Here is a 17,315-nt window from a genome sequence, read left to right as displayed (position 1 = left end):
TAGCGCGCCAGAATATGAAAAAGATGAAGGCCGAAGCCGGCCTTCCCTGTTATGCTTCCGGTGTCCGGGCAGCCGGTGTCTCGGCGGTCGGCGTCGGCTCGAGTGCCGGCTCGATCGGGGCCTCGGCCAAAGCGCCAACGTCGACGCCAAGCGCGCCCTGCTGGCGAGCAATGCCGTCGATTGCAGCCTTGGCGATCAGATCGCAATAGAGCTGGATGGCGCGGGCCGCGTCATCATTGCCGGGGATCGGGAAATCGATCTTGTCCGGGTCGCAGTTGGAATCGATGATGGCGACGACCGGGATGCCGAGGCGCTTGGCCTCGAGGATGGCGATCGCTTCCTTGTTGGTGTCGATCACGAACATCAGGTCGGGCGTCGAGCCCATGTCCTTGATGCCGCCCAGCGCCTTGTCGAGCTTCTCGCGCTCGCGATCGAGGTTGAGGCGCTCCTTCTTGGTGAGCCCCTGGGCCTCGCCAGCCAGCATCTCGTCGAGCTTGCGCAGGCGCTGGATGGAATTCGAGATCGTCTTCCAGTTGGTCATCATGCCGCCGAGCCAGCGGGAGTTGACATAGTACTGGGCCGAGCGCTGCGCGGCGTCGGCGACGATGTCGGACGCCTGGCGCTTGGTGCCGACGAACAGCACGCGGCCACCCTTGGCGACGGTGTCGGAAACTTGCTTGAGCGCCTGGTGCAGCAGCGGCACCGTCTGCGAGAGGTCGATGATGTGGATGTTGTTGCGGGCGCCATAGATATAGGGCGCCATCTTCGGGTTCCAGCGGTGAGTCTGGTGGCCGAAGTGAATGCCAGCTTCCAAAAGCTGGCGCATGCTGAAATCAGGCAGAGCCATTCTTGAGTATCCTTTCCGGTTAGCCTCCACGGACACAGGCATTTCTGGACTTTGTCCTCGAACGCCACCGGAGGTTTCAGCCGGATTTCTCCCGGGCAGACACCAAAGTCCGTGTGTGGAATGAGCGCGCATATAGAGGGGATGCGCGACAAACGCAAGCGCTGCGGTGTCTTGCGGCTCAGCATGCGGCGATCAGCGCACCCGGGCTATGGGCGTATCTTCCCCTTCGGCACGCGGACACGCCGGAAAACAGCAACGATCTCTTCGCGGCTGCATTCGATGGCGCCTAGCCGCACCGCCCGGTCGCGCTCGAAGCCGGTTATGTCATAATGCGGCGCCGATGTCTTCGGCGGCCCCTGATAGGACGAGCGCTTGACGCCGAGCTGTGCTGCAAAACGATGCAGCTCGTCGGTGTCGTCGGCCAGCAGATGACACCAGCGGTGGCCGACCCATTTCCAGATCGCCGCGTCGACATACACCGCCATGAGGTTTGCCGCACTCCTTCATCTTGCGCCGACCAGCGGAGCCGCAGTTCACCTGGGGCCAAGATCCAAACGTTAGCGATGATAGAAGGGATTCGGATAGAAAATGAAGCCGCCGGCGGCTTCGAGTTCGGCTACTGACGTGGTGACAGCCGCCTGCATACGGCTGTGAAGTTCGGCGAGCGCATCGTCGATCGAGCCCCGAAAGGCATGCAATCCCAACGGTTCCGGCACCCGGATATGCGCGCAGCGCGGCCCGGCCGGCTGCGGCACGAAGCGGTTGATCGTGTCGCGCAGCGTGCCCTTGCAATAGTCGTTGCGGACGCGCTTCAGATGCTCGGCGATCCCCTCTTGCGTGATGCGCGAGTTAACTGAGGCCCACGGTCCGACGCGCTGGAGACGCTGGATCGTGTCCGCCAGCGTGCGGACCTGTTTTTGTCTCTCAGCGTCGCCGGTGTTTTCCCGCAGCCAGCGGCGCGACCGGCGCAAAAGCTCGGCGATCTCGTTGGCGCCGGGATCGAATGAAATGCCCTCTCCCAGGCGCCGGCTCAATTCGAGCAGCAGTTGCGTCTGACGCGCTGCATACGAAGCCCGTTCGTCGGGCGCCATGCCACAGGCAATCTCATCGCGCGACAGCAACGTCGCATAGACATGGTGGACGCGCTCCGGCAGCGTATCGGCGGCACGGCGTTCGATCTTCAGGCTCTTCTCGACATACGCGCATTCCTGCGCCAGCGCCGGCTCGACATTTTTGGTGAAGGCGAGCTTCCAGACAACCGGCGCGATCCAAATCCTACAATCCTGATCCGTGGCTCGACCGCGCTTAAGCGCTTCGAACCCCATCTCGACCGCCCCCGGAAGGAGCGAACCGACGACATTTGCATGCCAGCCGACGCCGCCTTCGGGATGCAAGAGAACACCATGCCCTTTCAGCGCCCAGGCGATCGAGTGTTCCTTGGCGGCCCCACTGTTGCCGGGAATCTGGGCGATCAGATTGTTGGCCAGCCAGAATTTCTGCATGATCCGGCCGAGGCCGTTGACGACGCCATGCGTGGCCCAGGATGCCGCGAGCGGACTGACCTGCGAGACGATCTCCTTGTCGATCATCCAGTCGGTAAAGAATTCCGGATGGTTGGGCGTGATGAACGTCGCCTTGCCGGCGCCGCAACAGGCCTTCAGCCGCTGCCGGTCGTCGTCGGGAAAGTCGATATGACGGATATTGGCGACGCCGCGCAATCCGGCCAGGCGGTTGAACGGCAACAGGTCGCGAAACCCGGGAATGCCATGCAGCATGACAACCCGGTTGACTACAGTCATGATCCTGATCAGCGCCGGATTGGGCCTCGGCGCCACGAACACATCGATTCTGCTCAACCCACCCCCCCGATCGACCCATCGGCATAGAAGTTGAGATGCAATTGCGGCGTGTTCAAGTCATGGCGCATGACCCCAAAAATCGGAATCGATGTTCGGAAAGGATCATGCGCAAAATCAAAGTGCTACAGCGTCCTTTGCGCGGCCAAGAACGCGCGGCGCTGTAGGCGCCGCCTTGCGGGCGTGGTTAACCTGAAGCCTATTTCGGCGGACAGGCTTTCGACTGATCGAACAACGACAGATTGACCAGCTTGCCGGTCATCGAGAACTCGCCATAGTCCATGACGAGGTCGCGCGTGATGCCGTTGTCATGCAGCTTGAAGCTGATCCGGTACTCCGGCACCTCCTCGCCTGACTTGTCGGTGCCGTCGAAATAGGCAATGTCGACTGGCCAGTATTTGTCGGTGGCGAGTTTCGCCAATGCCGGCGCTTCCGGATCAGCTTTGTCGGCATCGGCTTTCTTGCCGACTACGACGGTGGTGGTCATCACTTTGTCGGCATCTTCCGAGCCGTCGAACAGGTTGGTTTCGTAGAAATTTTCGCCCTTTTCGGCCTTGTCGATCAGTTCGGCCAGATGCTGGGTCGGAAACTGGGTGGCAGCGAGTTCGAGGCTGCTCTTCTCCGGCTTGTCGATGTCGACCTTGAGGCCCTTCGTCTCCTTCGTCGCGGTGCCCTTGACCTCCTTGTCGAGGTTCTGGTCGACGAAGGATTTTGTCACGAACGAGAACGTCTTGCCCTCGGCGTCCTCGAAAGTGGTCGTCTGCTGGTCGGTCAGCTTTGTTGCATTGTCGTTAGTGGCAATCTGGGTGACGAAGCGGAACTTCACCGTGTAGCCTTCGCAAGGTGAGCCGTTGAACTCATAGACCATGCGGCCGGAAATGCCGGTAATGCCGGAGCGATCGGAGGCTTTGTCCAGGCTCAGATCGTAAACCGCGCGATGCGCTTGCAGCGCCGGTACGGCAAAAGCCGGCGCCATCGAGAACACCGCTGGCAGCAGGACAGCGTGGAATGCGAGGCGTGTTGCGCGCATGAGGGGCTCCGATCATCGCGCCTGATGGCAGGCCGCAGGAAAGAGGGTCCAGCTTAAAAAAAGTCGTGGCGGAAGCGAGGCAAAAATAGCAATTTCGGCCCGGCCTGCCCGGCGTCATCAAGCAATAGGGAAATACCATGAGCGAAACAATCGAAAAGCGGCTAAGCGATCTCGGCGTGACGCTTCCGGTCGCAGCCGCGCCCGCCGCCAATTACGTGCCCTATTCCAGGTCAGGCAATCTGCTGTTCACCGCCGGACAACTGCCGCTCAGCGAGGGCAAGCTGCAGGCGAGCGGACTGCTCGGCCGCGATGTCGACACCGGAAGCGGCAAGGAAGCGGCAAAATACTGCGCAATCAACATATTGGCGCAGGCCAAGGCAGCCCTTGGCGATCTTGAGAAAATCCGCCGCCTGGTGAAGATCACCGTCTTCGTCGCCTCGGCACCGGATTTTGTCGAACAGCACCTGGTTGCCAACGGCGCCTCGGATTTTCTGGTTGCAGTGCTCGGCGATCACGGCAAACATGCCCGCTCCGCCGTCGGCGCCGCCTCACTGCCGCTTAATGCCGCAGTGGAAATCGAAGCCATCTTCGAAGTCGAATGAGCCAGTCATGACCGATCTTTCCTGGCTGACCGCCCGACCCGTTGCCCATCGCGGCCTCCACGACATGAACAAGACGCGGTGGGAGAACACGCTTTCCGCCTTTGCCGCGGCAGCCGAACGCGGCTATGCGATCGAATGCGATGTGCATCTGTCGTCTGACCGCATCCCGGTCGTCATTCACGACAGCGATCTGAAGCGGCTGACCGGCCAGGACGGCTTCGTCTGGCAGCGAACGGCAGCGGAGATGACGGCGCTCAGGGTTGGCGGCACATCAGACCATCTGCCGACTTTGCAGCAGGCACTCGACCTGGTCGATGGTCGTGTGCCGATGGTCGTCGAGTTGAAAGGGGTCCCCGGCCGGGACGAAGGTCTGGTGGAAAGCGTCGGCGAGATGCTTAAGCGCTACAAGGGCAAGGCGGCGATCATGTCGTTCGACCACTGGCTGATCCGCGATTTCCCGAAACACGCGCCCGGCATTCCGGGCGGGCTGACCGCTTATGGCAAGGACGTCAAGCTGATCGAGGCGCATTTCGCGATGCTGGCGCACGACATCGCCTTCGCCTCCTACGCCGCCGGCGACCTGCCGAACCGGTTTGTCAGTTTCGTGCGCGAAAGGCTCAAAATGCCGGTCATCACCTGGACCGTGCTCGACCAACCGGCGGTCGACCTGACCTTTAGATACGCCGACCAAATGACATTCGAAGGATTCGAACCCGATCTTGTGCAGGTCGCTTGAAACCGAGCTTGCATGGACCGGCACGGAGCTTAAATAAGCCTCATGGATCAAGGCGATGAAGGCGACGGGCAAACGGCGAATGGAGCGTATGCGATCCGGGTTGCCTCCGGCATCGGAGCCTTCACCTGCGCGGAATGGGATGGCCTCGGCGGTACCGCACGCGGCGATACAGAAAACGGCTACAACCCCCTGGTTTCGTTCGCTTTTCTGAGCGCACTTGAAGATTCGGGCTGCGCCGTGCAGCGCACCGGCTGGCGGGGCCATCATCTCAGGCTGGAGACAGCGCAGGGAAAACTGCTCGGTGCCGTTCCCTGCTACCTGAAGTCGCACAGCCAGGGCGAGTATGTTTTCGATCACGGCTGGTCCGACGCGCTCGAGCGCGTCGGCGGGCGTTACTACCCAAAACTGCAATGTGCCGTGCCGTTCACGCCGGTCACCGGTCCTCGCCTGCTGGTCAACAAGGGCGAGGACAGTCGCGCCGTGAAAGCCGGCTTGGCAGCAGGCCTGAAGGCGGTGACGGACAAGCTCGGCGTCTCTTCCGCGCACGTAACCTTCGCGCAGCAGAAGGATGTCGGGGCGCTGGAAGCGGCGGGTTTCCTGCACCGCACCGACCAGCAGTTCCACTTCTTCAACGAAGGTTTTTCGACTTACGACGATTTTCTCGCCACTCTGGCGTCGCGCAAGCGCAAGGCCATGAAGAAGGAGCGGCGCGAGGCGCTCGCCCACGGCATCTCGATCGACTGGCTGACCGGCAGGGATCTCACCGAAAGGATCTGGGACGACTTCTTTGCCTTCTACATGGATACCGGCAGCAGGAAATGGGGGCGGCCCTACCTCAACCGCGAGTTTTTCTCGATGATCGGCGAGCGCATGGCCGCCGACATCCTGCTGGTGATGGCCAAGCGCAATGGACGCTACATTGCCGGCGCTATCAATTTCATCGGTTCCGATGCGCTCTACGGCCGCAACTGGGGCTGCATCGAAGACCATCCGTTCCTGCATTTCGAGGTCTGCTATCACCAGGCGATCGACTTCGCGATCGACCGTAAGCTGAAAGTGGTCGAAGCCGGCGCGCAAGGCGAGCACAAGCTGGCGCGCGGCTATAGGCCGGTGACCATGCATTCGGCGCATTACATCGCGCATCCCGGCTTGCGCAACGCGGTCGCCGACTATCTCAGGCGCGAGCGGCGCGAAGTGGAGCGGATGGGCGACTATCTTGAAGAGCACACGCCGTTCCGCAAGGATCTGGCGGACGGTTAGGGCAACGCGTCCAATTGGACGCACAGCATGCTCTAACACTTTGAATCGCCGCATCGTACTTTCCGAAAATCGATTCCGATTTTCGGGTTTGATGCGGTAGAGCAAGGCACAATCCGGAGCGCACGCCATGGCTGACCCCACCTACGACAGCAACAATATCTTCGCGAAAATCCTGCGCGGTGAAATACCGTCGCATCGCGTCTATGAAGATGACGCGATCGTTGCCTTCATGGATGTAATGCCGCAAGGGCCGGGTCATACGCTGGTTGTGCCGAAGGCGCAGTCGCGCAACCTGCTTGACGCGGACCCGGCAGTATTCGGCCCGCTCTTCGCCGTCGTGCAGAAGGTGGCGTTGGCGGTGAAGAAGGCCTTCGGCGCCGATGGTGTCACCATCCTGCAGTTCAACGAGCCTGCTTCGGGCCAGACCGTCTACCACCTCCATGTCCATGTCATTCCGCGCTTCCAGGGAATCCCTTTGAAGCCGCATAGCGGGCAGATGGAGAAACCGGAAGTGCTGACTGAGAACGCTGACAAGATACGAACAGAGCTGGGGAGCTGAAGCCGGGCGTCGCGCACAACGCCTCCAGCGTCCACTACCTCTTTATCCAATAAAAGAGTCCCGTTTCCGGGGCTTTTTTAGTTTTCAGGCCATTACCCTTTGCGGGGCAGTTGCGGCACCAAGCTGCGCTTGCCGCCATCTTTGCCCTTGGGCTCCGCCTTTTGCGCGATCGCCTTTTTCGCGACGGGCTTCTTGCTGGCAGCTTTCTTGAGTTTCGGCGTGTCGTCCGGTTCTTCCTTCTTCGGCTTGACCGGCGCCTCGTCGGCGACCGACTCGAGCTTCAGGCCGGTCTCGCCGGTCTCCTTCTTCTCGACGGTGACACGCACCGTGCCGCCCTTCTTGAGCTTACCGAACAGCACCTCGTCGGCCAGCGGCTTCTTGATGTGCTCCTGGATGACGCGGCCGAGCGGCCGTGCTCCCATGCGCTCGTCGTAGCCCTTCTCGGCCAGCCAGGAGATCGCTTCCTGCGACAGGTCGAAGGTGACGCCACGCTCGGAGAGCTGGGCCTCGAGCTGCATGACGAACTTCTGCACCACCTGGTGGATGACCGGAACCGGCAGCGAGCCGAACGGGATGATCGCATCGAGACGGTTGCGGAATTCCGGCGTGAACAGCCGGTTGATCGCCTCGACATCGTCGCCTTCGCGTTTGGTCGAGCCGAACCCGATCGCCGCGCGTTGCGCATCCGAGGCGCCCGCATTGGTGGTCATGATCAGGATGACGTTGCGGAAGTCGATCTGCTTGCCGTTGTGGTCGGTCAGCTTGCCGTGATCCATGACCTGCAGCAGGATGTTGAACAGGTCCGGATGCGCCTTCTCGACCTCGTCCAGCAACAGCACGCAATGCGGATGCTGGTCGACGCCGTCGGTCAACAGGCCACCCTGGTCGAAGCCGACATAGCCGGGAGGCGCGCCGATCAGCCGCGAGACGGTGTGGCGTTCCATATATTCCGACATGTCGAAGCGGATCAGCTCGACACCGAGCGAGGCGGCGAGCTGCTTTGCCACTTCGGTCTTGCCGACGCCGGTCGGTCCCGAGAACAGGTAGGAGCCGATCGGCTTCTCCGGTTCGCGCAGGCCGGCCCGCGCCAGTTTGATCGCCGAGGTCAATGCCGTGATCGCGGTGTCCTGACCGTAGACGACACGTTTCAACTCAACGTCGAGACCGGCCAGCACCTTCTCGTCGTCGGCGGAAACCGTCTTCGGCGGAATGCGGGCGATGGTGGCGATCGTCGCTTCGATCTCCTTGATGCCGATAGTCTTCTTTCGCTTGGCCTCCGGCACCAGCATCTGCGAGGCGCCGGTCTCGTCGATCACGTCGATTGCCTTGTCCGGCAGCTTGCGGTCGTTGATGTAGCGCGCCGACAGTTCGACCGAAGCCTTGATCGCCTCGGCCGTGTAGCGAACCTTGTGGAACTCCTCGAAATACGGCTTTAGACCCTTCATGATCTCGATGGCGTCCTCGATGGTCGGCTCGTTGACGTCGATCTTCTGGAAGCGCCGCACCAAAGCGCGGTCCTTCTCGAAAAACTGGCGGAACTCCTTGTAGGTGGTCGAGCCGATGCAGCGGATCGTTCCGGACGACAGCGCCGGCTTCAACAGGTTCGACGCATCCATGGCGCCGCCCGACGTCGCCCCTGCCCCGATCACGGTGTGGATCTCGTCGATGAACAGAACCGCGCCCGGATAGTCCTCAAGTTCCTTGACGACCTGCTTCAGCCGCTCCTCGAAATCGCCGCGATAGCGGGTGCCGGCCAGCAATGTTCCCATGTCAAGCGCAAAGATGGTGGCGTTGTGCAGCACTTCCGGCACGTCACCCTCGACGATGCGCTTGGCAAGGCCCTCGGCGATCGCCGTCTTGCCGACGCCGGGGTCGCCGACATAGAGCGGATTGTTCTTGGAGCGGCGGCACAGCACCTGGATGGTGCGGTTGATCTCGGACCCGCGGCCGATCAGCGGATCGATCTTGCCGGCCTTGGCCTTGTTGTTCAGATTGATGCAATAGGCGGTGAGCGCGTCCTGCTGCTGCTTCTTCTTGCCGCCGTCCTCTTGCGGCTCGGCGCCGCTCTGGCCGCCCTGCTCGTCGTCGGCGCCGCGCGGCGACCGCGTCTCGGATGCGCCGGGACGCTTGGCGATGCCATGCGAAATGTAGTTGACCGCGTCGTAGCGGGTCATCTGCTGTTCCTGCAGGAAATAAGCGGCATGGCTCTCACGCTCGGCGAAGATCGCAACGAGCACGTTGGCGCCGGAGACTTCCTCGCGGCCGGACGACTGCACATGGATCACCGCGCGCTGGATGACGCGCTGGAAACCGGCCGTCGGCTTGGAATCCTCGTCGTAGCCGGTGACGAGATTGTCGAGCTCGGTGTCGATATAGGTGAGAACCGTGTGCTTCAGCTCGTCGAGATCGACGTTGCAGGCGCGCATGACCGCGGCCGCCTCGGTGTCGTCGATGAGAGCGAGCAGCAAATGTTCAAGGGTTGCGTATTCGTGGTGCCGCTCATTGGCGAGCGTCAGCGCCTGGTGAAGCGCCTTTTCCAGGCCTTGGGAGAAAGCCGGCATGTTACCTCACTTCTTCTCCATCACGCATTGCAGCGGATGCTGATTCTGTCGGGCGAAATCCATGACCTGAGACACTTTGGTCTCGGCCACCTCGAATGTATAGACCCCGCACTCGCCCACTCCATGATTGTGAACATGTAGCATGATGCGTGTGGCGGCTTCACGGTCCTTCTGGAAAAAACGCTCCAGTACGTGAACCACGAATTCCATGGGCGTATAGTCGTCGTTGAGAATGAGGACCCGATAAAGGCTAGGCTTCTTGGTCTTGGTTTTGGTGCGCGTGATGACAGCCGTGCCGCGACCGGCCTCATTGCCGTCGTTGCCGTTTTGCATCCGCACCACATCTCTCATGGCAGTCAAACCAATCGTCACGTAGCCCTGCCTTTTCGAATCCCCATACGAGTTCGACATGTAGGTCTTCGATGAACGATTTTAAGCCCTTCTGTTTAGCTGACAATATGGCTAGGTGGCCAAACTTGGCCGATTTTCGAAATCGTGAAGGCGGCAGAGCCCCCTGATTTCAAATTGCCATGAAAAAACCCGGCCGCGCGTTCGCGACCGGGTCTGTCTTGCAGCCCGAGGGCCATCTTCGCATTATAGCGAGATTATTTCGCTTTTGCGACGATTGATTCGAACGGCTTGTAGGCTTCTTTGGCGAGTTCGGCATAGAGATCGCCTAGCTTGGTCGCTTCGGCGACGAAGGCTTCGTACGACTGCTTGGCAAAATCGGACTGGATCTCGATCGCCTTCTCCAGCGACTTGGCCGACAAAAGTTTCTCGGCTGCTGCGCTGCCGGCCTCGAAGCTTTTCTTGGTGTACTCGCCCGCCTCGGTGGCGATGGCCTGCGCACCCTTGGAAAGGGATGCGAAGCTCTTCAAGCCGGTGTCGGCAATCTCCTTGCCGTATTTGCTGAAATCTTCATAGGTCTGGGTCATCTCACGCTCCCTTGACAGTTGCCGTTGAACGGTGGACGCGCCCTGTCCGGGGCCGCGTTGTGCAATGCAAGTTATATATTGTGCACTGCACAAAAAGTCAATGTTCGCCGAGCGCGGTTCCAGGCGACCGGCCCGGCGTGCATGCCCAGCCACCGGCAATCGCTAAAATTCGAATAAAGGGAAGCTCAAGCCCGAAGAAAATGGTGAACACAATGGTTACCATAAACGGATTGGTAACGCTGGCCGCGATAGCTTGGCTCGAAGTGAGGCAGGACCTTTGCCGCCTCCAGCAACAAAAAATTCAAAGGAACTATCGGTGCGTCAGGCGTTGTCGGGCATTCTCTCCAAATCCGCGTCCTCTTTGAAAACGATCATGATCCTCGCTTTGGCGATGACATTCGTCGTTGCCGAGGCTGCTTCGTCCATGGCAGCGAGGTCGGCGGCCATCGTCATCGATGCCAAGACCGGCAAGGTGCTTTATTCTTCGAATGCCGATGGTCGGCGCTATCCGGCCTCGCTCACCAAGATGATGACGCTCTACCTGGCCTTCGAGGCCATGGCGAACGGCAAGATCAGCAAGAACTCCCGGGTCGTCTTTTCGGCCAATGCTGCTGCTGAACCGCCGACGAAACTCGGCGTCAGACGGGGCGGCGCGATCACGGTCGAGACCGCGATCCTGTCGATGGTGACCAAGTCTGCAAACGACTCGGCGACGGCGCTCGGCGAGCTTCTCGGCGGCAATGAAGCCAATTTCGCCCACATGATGACAGCCAAGGCGCGGGCGCTGGGCATGAAGGGGACCGTTTTCCGCAACGCCCACGGCTTGCCAAACCCCGGTCAGTTCACGACCGCGCGCGACATGGCGGTGCTCGGCATCGCGCTGCGGGAGCATTTTCCCCAGTATTACGGCTATTTCTCGCAGCGTTCCTTTCTCTACGGGCGGAGGCGGATCAACGGCCATAACCGCCTGCTTGGGCGCATCAAGGGCGTCGACGGCATCAAGACCGGTTACACCCGCGCCTCCGGCTACAATCTCGTTTCCTCGGTCGACGACGGCGATCGCCGCATCGTGGCGGTGGTGATAGGCGGGAAATCCGGCGGCAGCCGCGACAACCAGATGGCCGCATTGATCAAAACCTACATGCCGAAGGCGTCGTCGCGCGGCAGCGGCATGCTGGTCGCCAAGGCCGGCGGCGGCAACCCGATCAGCGCCCTGGCAAAAGTGTTCCTGCCCAAGCGCGACGCGCCGACGCCGGACAGCCGGCCGGACGACGATGCCCCGGACGATGATGCCATTGCCTCGCTAGTTGAGGAAACCGACCCCGCCGTTGAAGAAGCCACCCCCGTTGTCCAGACCAGGCCCGTCTCTCAGACCAAGAAGGTCGACACAGTGGCCGCGGCCACGGCGGACGATGTCGCGACGGCACGGGTCGCAGCAGCCTACGCCGAACCGGCGGCGGTCGATCCCGTCAACACGGCATCGGTGCCGTCCGGCTGGGCAGTCCAGGTCGCCTCTTCGCCAAAACAATCCGAAGCCCAGGCTCTCCTGGACGAGACGAGCAAGCAGGCGCCTTCGATCCTCGCCGATGCCACAGGTTTCACCGTCGCCTTCGAAAAGGACGGCGTCACCTATTACCGCGCCCGGTTCGGCTTTGGTTCGAAGACTGCTGCCTGGAAAGCCTGCAACGCCCTGAAGAAAAAGAAAATCGAGTGCTACGCCGTCCAGCAGTAGACGGCGTCGAAAACATCTCCCGGAAAAATTCTGCGTCGAAGGAGACTAGTTGTGATTGGAGAGCAAGACGTCCTTGGCTTCATTGATCCGCGCCGCCAGAAAAGACGTGCCGCCGATATCGGGGTGCAGGCGCTGCATCAGGCGGCGGTGCGCCTTGCGGACATCCGCCGCGGCGGCCCCCGCTTCAAGACCAAGGATCTTGTAGGCCTCCTCCTTAGTCATGGCGCCCGAACCTGGCGAAACACCCAGCCCTTCGCCACCATTCGCCTCACCGTCTTTGCGCCAGATGGGAAATCTGCCGTCAAGATACGTCTCTAGCAACTGGCGGCTCTCCGGGTCGCCGGGGAGCTCGCGATAAAGTTGCTGCAACTCCGAAAGGCTCATCGTGCCAAGCATCTTGCCTTCATGGCGGCCGGCGAGCACGAGCCCCTCCAGATTGCCGGTATCGTGATCAAGCTCCATTTCGAGTGCCGCGGTGCGCACCGTCGAATGCTTGCCCGGCTCCAGTTTCGCCGTCGGCCGCTTCATCCGCATGGAGCCATACCAGGCGAGCGCCGTCGACAGGATCAAGCCGCCGATACCTTCGCGTCCGACCAGAAGCACGGCGACGCCGATCAGCGCCAGCAGGACGGGCCCAAGTGTCCTCATCCCGCTTGCGAGTCTCGCGGGGTCGGCGCGGAGAAAGATCGTGGCCACGCCGAGCAGCACCAAAAGCAACGCCACGAATGCGATAATCGCGCCCATTATTTCCTGCCGCTCCGCAGATGCTCGATCATCAGCCGGTCTTCCGGCCTGCCCCTGGCCTCCAGTGCCTTCAGCCCGCCGGTTGCAAACACGGCGACCGCCGAAAGCAGGCTGGCCAAGGTTGCGGCGGCCCGCCGATCAAATCGGAACCAAGCACCTTTGGACAGCCGCGCAATCTCCTTAAATGCCTTTTCTGCGCCGGCATCATGGCCCTCCTGAAAGACGAAGACAGGAACGCCGTGCAGGCCGAGGCTGCCGGCCTTTTCGGCCAGATCGTCTATGTTTTCTTCCATCGCGTCGCCGATATAGACCAGCGCATTCACCCTGGCCGCCGCCGTCTGTTTCAGCGCATGGGCGAGAACCTTGCCGATCTGGGTTTGGCCGCTGCGGCATTCGATCCGCGTCATCAGCTGCTTCAGCGCGTCCGTATCGGTGACGAATCCAGATGAGCGGCACTCGCCAAGACCACGAAAATAAACCAATTGAACCTTCAGCGCTCCGGCCTTGCCGACGGCGTCGAACATCTCGCCCTGCAGCGCACAGGCAAGGTCCCAGGTCGGCTGGCGGCTCATCGTCGCGTCGAGCGAGAGTATCAGCCTGCCAGAACCGGTCGCGGACGCAGCGAGCGTCCTTGCCTGACGGATAAAGGCGTCGATCTCGCCAGTGCTTGATTGGGACTCGACCGGCGCAGGATTGGCCTTTGCGGGCACGGGCTGCTTCTTGTCGCTCATGACATTCAAGATGTGGCGTTGTCGCACAGCTTGCAAGCCCAGCATGAGGCGATCTGGAGGGCCAGCGATCACGGCAGCTTTGAATTTGGGGGACCTTCCTAGAGAAGGCCGAGATCGGCAAGCTCGCGCCTGAGTTTCGGCGGCATCTCGACCCATCCCGCTTTACCCTTGCCGAGATCGGCCGGTGCGTCCGACGGTTTCAGGTAGCGCCAGCCTTGAAAGGCGCGGCGCGGCTGCCATTCGGTGCGCACCACCGCGGGATCGAGCATCAGATGACAGCGGCCGATGCCCTCGTCATCGGTGAAAGGACGGATTTCCGTGATCAACTGGCGGCATTGCACATTGCCCTTGATCACCCAGTAGAGGGAACCGCCATCGGTGACCTCGGCGCCGCGCGTCGGCATCATGCGGGTGGTGTGGTAATGCTCGACCGGTTCACCGGCGCGCCGCCGTTCGTCGAGGCGGAAGGCAATCCACTCTTCGAGATCTTCAACGCTGTCGCAGCCGACGCAGAGCTTTATGAGATTAAGAGACATGAATTAAGGTTTAGTCCGGGGTGGGAAGGCGTCAACGGCCTGGCCGACTTTCTCCACAGTGCCAGTCTTCGCAGTGCCGTTCTCCACAGTGCCAATCCCCAGTGCAAAGTTTGGCTCAGCATTCCACGATATTGACGGCCAGTCCGCCGAGGCTGGTTTCCTTGTATTTCTCGTTCATGTCGAGGCCGGTCTGGCGCATGGTCTCGATCGCGGCATCGAGCGGCACGAAGTGAACGCCGTCGCCCTTGATGGCCAGCGAAGCAGCCGTCACCGCCTTGACGGCGCCGAGTGCGTTACGCTCGATGCAAGGCACCTGCACCAGCCCGCCGACCGGATCGCAGGTCATGCCGAGATGATGTTCAAGCGCGATCTCGGCGGCGTTCTCGACCTGCTCGGGCGTGCCGCCCATCACGGCGCACAGCCCCGCTGCCGCCATCGCCGAGGCCGAACCGACCTCGCCCTGGCAGCCGACTTCGGCGCCCGAGATCGAAGCGTTGGTCTTGATGATGCCGCCGATCGCTGCCGCGGTCAGCAGGAAATCGCGGATGCTTGGCTGGTCGGCCTCGGGATGGAAATGCAGCCAGTAGCGCAGCACCGCGGGCAGCGTGCCTGCAGCACCGTTGGTCGGCGCGGTGACGACGCGCCCGCCGGCGGCGTTCTCCTCATTCACCGCCATGGCATAGATCGACAGCCAGTCGTTGGCGAGCAGCGGATTGGGCCGGTTCTGCCGCCACTGGTCCTGCAGCTTGTCATGCAATTGCCGCGCGCGTCGGCGCACCTTCAGCCCGCCCGGCATGATGCCGTCCTGCGACAGGCCACGCTCGATGCAGCTCTTCATGGCGCTCCAGATGCCGTCGAGGCCGGCGTCGAGTTCCTCGCGCGGCATCTGCGTCTCTTCGTTGACGCGCTTCATGTCGGCGATGGAAAGGCCGCTTTTCGCCGCCATCGACAGCATCTCGACGGCGTTCTTGAAGGGGTATGGAACCTTCTTGCCTTCCGTCTTCACCGAGCCCTTCACCTTCATCCGCTGCAGCTCCTCCTCGGAAACCACGAAGCCGCCGCCGATCGAATAATAGATGCGTTTGAGCAGCAGGCGGTCGTCAGCATCATAGGCGAAAAAAGCCATGCCGTTGGCGTGGCCGGAAAGCGGCGTCTTGCGTTCCAGCACCAGATCCGTCGCCGGGTCGAAGCGATAGGAGGGATGGCCGGGCGGCGAAATCCGCTTGTCGGCGGCGATACGGTCGACGATGTTGTCCGCCTGATCGGGGTCCACCGTCTGCGGCGTCTGGCCGGCAAGCCCGAGCACGACGGCGCGATCGGAACCATGGCCGATGCCGGTATAGGCAAGCGAGCCGTGCAGGCTGGCGGCGATGCGGTCGACCTTGGCGCCGGCCGGGCGTGGCCAGTCATCTCCCGCGACCTCGTCGAGAAAACGCCGCGCAGCTGTCATCGGTCCCATCGTGTGCGAACTCGATGGTCCAATGCCGATCTTGAACAGGTCGAAAACCGAAAGGAACACGCGCCGCTGTCTCCTACTGGAATTTACATATAGGAATTCCTGTGATGTTTCCGCTCTTTCGAAGATCGCGGCGCTGCACCTGCCGACCTTGTTTGCTCCGGCAGCGACATCGTTGCGTTCCGCCATCGAAGCGGCGCCACCGCTTGTGGTAAAAGGGCCGCATGGGCGATTCCTTTCATTTGTCGACGGCCGACCTCGTGGCGCTGGCCTTCTTCCTTTTCGTATGGGTGCTGCATACGCTCGCATCCGACGGGAAGCTGGTCAGCCGCATGTCGCTGACGACAGCGATGAACGTCCAGCGCGAAGCCTGGATGCGGACCATGGCCGAACGCGAGATCCGCATCGTCGACACCGCCATTATGGCAGGTCTTCAACAGGGAACCGCCTTCTTCGCCTCCAGTTCGCTGATTGCGATCGGCGGCTGTTTTGCCTTGGTCGGCGCCTCCGATCAGGTTGTTTCGATGCTGAGCGATCTGCCGCTCGGCGCGACATCATCCCGCTCCGCCTTTCAGATGAAGGTGTTCGGATTGGTGCTGATCCTTGCCTATTCCTTTTTCAAGTTCGGCTGGGCCTACCGGCTGTTCAACTACTGCTCGATCCTGATCGGAGCTGTGCCGATTCCGCATGGCGAGGCTTCACGTAACCCGGTTAGCGAGACGGCGGTATGGCGTGCGGCGCGCATGAACATGCTGGCCGGGAAACACTTCAATTCCGGCCTTCGCGGCGTGTTTTTCTCGATCGGTTATCTCGGCTGGTTCGTCGACCCAAAAGTGTTCGTGCTGTCGACGCTGCTTTTGGTGGCGGTCCTGGTGCGTCGCCAGTTCTTCTCGGCGGCGCGGCAAGCCGTGATCGGTCAGCCGCCCGAACCAACACCCGGTCCAGGGAAAAGCCGGTCGATGCGGCCCGACAACCAGTAGGCGACGAGCCCGATCCATTCGCGGACCGCCGTGCTGGCGGTTTGCAGCGAACCGAAGGGATCGTCGCGGAACAGGCCGATGCCTTCCTTGCCTAAGGTGCGGTAATCGACCGGCCAAGGAATGGTGGCAAAGCCGGCCTTGTCGAACAGCGCCTTGGCGCGCGGCATGTGGAAGGCCGACGTCACCAGCAGCCAGGTCTCGCCCGGTTTCGGGGTGACCAGTTCCCTGGTAAAGACGGCGTTCTCGTAGGTGTTACGGGATTTGTTCTCGAGGATCAGCCGATCGGCCGTCACACCAAGCGCGGCGAACAGACGCGGCGCCGTCTCTGCATCGCCCTCGCCTTCGCCGATCATTGCGATAGTGCCCCCTGAGATGACGACTTTAGCTGTCGGAAAATGCCGTGCCAGCACGGCAGCCGCGACCACCCGGTCTCCGCTGGCGTTCAGTTCATAGCCGCCACGCGCGAAATTGACGGCGCCCTCCATGCCGCCTCCGAGCACGACGACGCCATCGACCTTTTCCGGCAGCGGCGGGCGCGGAAAGCGCTCTTCCAGCGGGTTGAGCATCAGTGCGCCGAGCGAGGTCCAGGTCGAGAGGGCGAGGATAAGAAAGGCCAGCCCGCTGCCGGTGGCAAACAGCTTTCTGCGCCCAACCAAGGCAGCAAGCAACGCGACCAACAGCAGGATGATCGCCAGATTTAACGGCTGGACGAGGAGCCAAGACACCTTGGAAAGATAGTAGAACATTCCC

At 61.5% G+C, this 17,315-nt stretch carries 18 protein-coding genes; 6 read left to right on the top strand and 12 right to left on the bottom strand.

Annotation, left to right across the window (positions count from 1 at the left end):
• Positions 1-49: 49 nt before the first annotated feature.
• From rpsB to ACWTU7_RS22905, 4 genes are all read right to left on the bottom strand, one after another.
• Positions 50-847 carry a 30S ribosomal protein S2 gene (rpsB, locus tag ACWTU7_RS22920; RefSeq protein WP_029352777.1) on the bottom strand — a complete coding sequence of 266 codons (798 nt, stop codon included), beginning with the start codon at positions 845-847 and terminating at the stop codon, positions 50-52.
• 206 nt (positions 848-1,053) lie between these two features.
• The gene (locus tag ACWTU7_RS22915) at positions 1,054-1,332 is read right to left on the bottom strand and encodes a DUF4031 domain-containing protein (protein WP_029352779.1); all 279 of its coding nucleotides are present in this window, start codon (positions 1,330-1,332) and stop codon (positions 1,054-1,056) included.
• A 72-nt stretch (positions 1,333-1,404) separates the two neighbouring features.
• Positions 1,405-2,703, bottom strand: a complete 1,299-nt coding sequence (locus tag ACWTU7_RS22910; RefSeq protein WP_455840446.1) for a hypothetical protein — start codon at positions 2,701-2,703, stop codon at positions 1,405-1,407.
• A gap of 199 nt (positions 2,704-2,902) precedes the next feature.
• On the bottom strand, positions 2,903-3,733 hold the full coding sequence (locus ACWTU7_RS22905) for a cell envelope integrity EipB family protein (protein WP_029352783.1): 831 nt from the start codon (positions 3,731-3,733) through the stop codon (positions 2,903-2,905).
• A 137-nt stretch (positions 3,734-3,870) separates the two neighbouring features.
• Between ACWTU7_RS22905 and ACWTU7_RS22900 the strand changes: the two genes are divergently transcribed.
• From ACWTU7_RS22900 to ACWTU7_RS22885, 4 genes are all read left to right on the top strand, one after another.
• Positions 3,871-4,335, top strand: coding sequence for a RidA family protein (locus tag ACWTU7_RS22900; protein WP_455840445.1), 465 nt, complete (start codon positions 3,871-3,873; stop codon positions 4,333-4,335).
• A 7-nt stretch (positions 4,336-4,342) separates the two neighbouring features.
• The gene (locus ACWTU7_RS22895; protein WP_455840444.1) at positions 4,343-5,071 is read left to right on the top strand and encodes a glycerophosphodiester phosphodiesterase; all 729 of its coding nucleotides are present in this window, start codon (positions 4,343-4,345) and stop codon (positions 5,069-5,071) included.
• Between the two features lie 42 nt (positions 5,072-5,113).
• Positions 5,114-6,331, top strand: coding sequence for a GNAT family N-acetyltransferase (locus ACWTU7_RS22890; RefSeq protein WP_455840443.1), 1,218 nt, complete (start codon positions 5,114-5,116; stop codon positions 6,329-6,331).
• Positions 6,332-6,458: 127 nt separating this feature from the next.
• Entirely contained in the window at positions 6,459-6,890 is a 432-nt protein-coding gene (locus ACWTU7_RS22885; RefSeq protein ID WP_029352791.1) for an HIT family protein, read from the top strand.
• Between the two features lie 92 nt (positions 6,891-6,982).
• On the opposite strand, the gene clpA is transcribed toward ACWTU7_RS22885, so the two are convergent.
• The 3 genes from clpA to ACWTU7_RS22870 form a co-directional block, all read right to left on the bottom strand.
• Complete coding sequence (gene clpA / locus ACWTU7_RS22880) at positions 6,983-9,451, bottom strand: ATP-dependent Clp protease ATP-binding subunit ClpA (protein ID WP_455840442.1); 2,469 nt, start codon at positions 9,449-9,451, stop codon at positions 6,983-6,985.
• Between the two features lie 6 nt (positions 9,452-9,457).
• Positions 9,458-9,784: an ATP-dependent Clp protease adapter ClpS gene (gene clpS, locus ACWTU7_RS22875; protein ID WP_029352795.1), complete on the bottom strand. Its 327-nt coding sequence runs from the start codon at positions 9,782-9,784 to the stop codon at positions 9,458-9,460.
• Between the two features lie 272 nt (positions 9,785-10,056).
• Positions 10,057-10,386 carry a phasin family protein gene (locus ACWTU7_RS22870; protein WP_455840441.1) on the bottom strand — a complete coding sequence of 110 codons (330 nt, stop codon included), beginning with the start codon at positions 10,384-10,386 and terminating at the stop codon, positions 10,057-10,059.
• 316 nt (positions 10,387-10,702) lie between these two features.
• Here ACWTU7_RS22870 and ACWTU7_RS22865 point away from each other — a divergent pair, with 316 nt between their 5' ends.
• The gene (locus tag ACWTU7_RS22865; protein ID WP_455840440.1) at positions 10,703-12,118 is read left to right on the top strand and encodes a D-alanyl-D-alanine carboxypeptidase; all 1,416 of its coding nucleotides are present in this window, start codon (positions 10,703-10,705) and stop codon (positions 12,116-12,118) included.
• A 45-nt stretch (positions 12,119-12,163) separates the two neighbouring features.
• On the opposite strand, the gene ACWTU7_RS22860 is transcribed toward ACWTU7_RS22865, so the two are convergent.
• The 4 genes from ACWTU7_RS22860 to ACWTU7_RS22845 form a co-directional block, all read right to left on the bottom strand.
• On the bottom strand, positions 12,164-12,862 hold the full coding sequence (locus tag ACWTU7_RS22860) for a DnaJ domain-containing protein (protein WP_455840439.1): 699 nt from the start codon (positions 12,860-12,862) through the stop codon (positions 12,164-12,166).
• The gene (locus ACWTU7_RS22855) at positions 12,862-13,593 is read right to left on the bottom strand and encodes a VWA domain-containing protein (RefSeq protein ID WP_455840438.1); all 732 of its coding nucleotides are present in this window, start codon (positions 13,591-13,593) and stop codon (positions 12,862-12,864) included. The genes ACWTU7_RS22860 and ACWTU7_RS22855 overlap by 1 nt, the downstream gene beginning before the upstream one ends.
• Positions 13,594-13,691: 98 nt before the next feature.
• Positions 13,692-14,129: a DUF1489 family protein gene (locus tag ACWTU7_RS22850; protein ID WP_455840437.1), complete on the bottom strand. Its 438-nt coding sequence runs from the start codon at positions 14,127-14,129 to the stop codon at positions 13,692-13,694.
• 115 nt (positions 14,130-14,244) lie between these two features.
• On the bottom strand, positions 14,245-15,648 hold the full coding sequence (locus ACWTU7_RS22845; RefSeq protein WP_455840436.1) for an L-serine ammonia-lyase: 1,404 nt from the start codon (positions 15,646-15,648) through the stop codon (positions 14,245-14,247).
• Between the two features lie 161 nt (positions 15,649-15,809).
• Between ACWTU7_RS22845 and ACWTU7_RS22840 the strand changes: the two genes are divergently transcribed.
• Positions 15,810-16,565 carry a DUF599 domain-containing protein gene (locus ACWTU7_RS22840; protein WP_455840435.1) on the top strand — a complete coding sequence of 252 codons (756 nt, stop codon included), beginning with the start codon at positions 15,810-15,812 and terminating at the stop codon, positions 16,563-16,565.
• On the opposite strand, the gene ACWTU7_RS22835 is transcribed toward ACWTU7_RS22840, so the two are convergent.
• Positions 16,502-17,311, bottom strand: a complete 810-nt coding sequence (locus ACWTU7_RS22835; RefSeq protein WP_455840434.1) for a YdcF family protein — start codon at positions 17,309-17,311, stop codon at positions 16,502-16,504. The two genes, ACWTU7_RS22840 and ACWTU7_RS22835, sit on opposite strands and share 64 nt — an antisense overlap.
• Between the last annotated feature and the right edge of the window lie 4 nt (positions 17,312-17,315).

It is taken from the genome of Mesorhizobium sp. BHscii (assembly GCF_053848065.1).
The sequence above is the reverse complement of the archived record's forward strand: the minus strand, read 5'-3'. Positions and strand labels throughout refer to the sequence as shown.

Bases quoted from the DNA above. Each gene is read 5' to 3' on its own strand.
- rpsB (WP_029352777.1), bottom strand. From the start codon at position 847: ATGGCTCTGCCTGATTTCAGCATGCGCCAGCTTTTGGAAGCTGGCATT.
- ACWTU7_RS22915 (WP_029352779.1), bottom strand. From the start codon at position 1,332: ATGGCGGTGTATGTCGACGCGGCGATCTGGAAATGGGTCGGCCACCGC.
- ACWTU7_RS22905 (WP_029352783.1), bottom strand. From the start codon at position 3,733: ATGCGCGCAACACGCCTCGCATTCCACGCTGTCCTGCTGCCAGCGGTG.
- ACWTU7_RS22900 (WP_455840445.1), top strand. From the start codon at position 3,871: ATGAGCGAAACAATCGAAAAGCGGCTAAGCGATCTCGGCGTGACGCTT.
- ACWTU7_RS22895 (WP_455840444.1), top strand. From the start codon at position 4,343: ATGACCGATCTTTCCTGGCTGACCGCCCGACCCGTTGCCCATCGCGGC.
- ACWTU7_RS22890 (WP_455840443.1), top strand. From the start codon at position 5,114: ATGGATCAAGGCGATGAAGGCGACGGGCAAACGGCGAATGGAGCGTAT.
- ACWTU7_RS22885 (WP_029352791.1), top strand. From the start codon at position 6,459: ATGGCTGACCCCACCTACGACAGCAACAATATCTTCGCGAAAATCCTG.
- clpA (WP_455840442.1), bottom strand. From the start codon at position 9,451: ATGCCGGCTTTCTCCCAAGGCCTGGAAAAGGCGCTTCACCAGGCGCTG.
- clpS (WP_029352795.1), bottom strand. From the start codon at position 9,784: ATGCAAAACGGCAACGACGGCAATGAGGCCGGTCGCGGCACGGCTGTC.
- ACWTU7_RS22870 (WP_455840441.1), bottom strand. From the start codon at position 10,386: ATGACCCAGACCTATGAAGATTTCAGCAAATACGGCAAGGAGATTGCC.
- ACWTU7_RS22860 (WP_455840439.1), bottom strand. From the start codon at position 12,862: ATGGGCGCGATTATCGCATTCGTGGCGTTGCTTTTGGTGCTGCTCGGC.
- ACWTU7_RS22855 (WP_455840438.1), bottom strand. From the start codon at position 13,593: ATGAGCGACAAGAAGCAGCCCGTGCCCGCAAAGGCCAATCCTGCGCCG.
- ACWTU7_RS22850 (WP_455840437.1), bottom strand. From the start codon at position 14,129: ATGTCTCTTAATCTCATAAAGCTCTGCGTCGGCTGCGACAGCGTTGAA.
- ACWTU7_RS22840 (WP_455840435.1), top strand. From the start codon at position 15,810: ATGGGCGATTCCTTTCATTTGTCGACGGCCGACCTCGTGGCGCTGGCC.
- ACWTU7_RS22835 (WP_455840434.1), bottom strand. From the start codon at position 17,311: ATGTTCTACTATCTTTCCAAGGTGTCTTGGCTCCTCGTCCAGCCGTTA.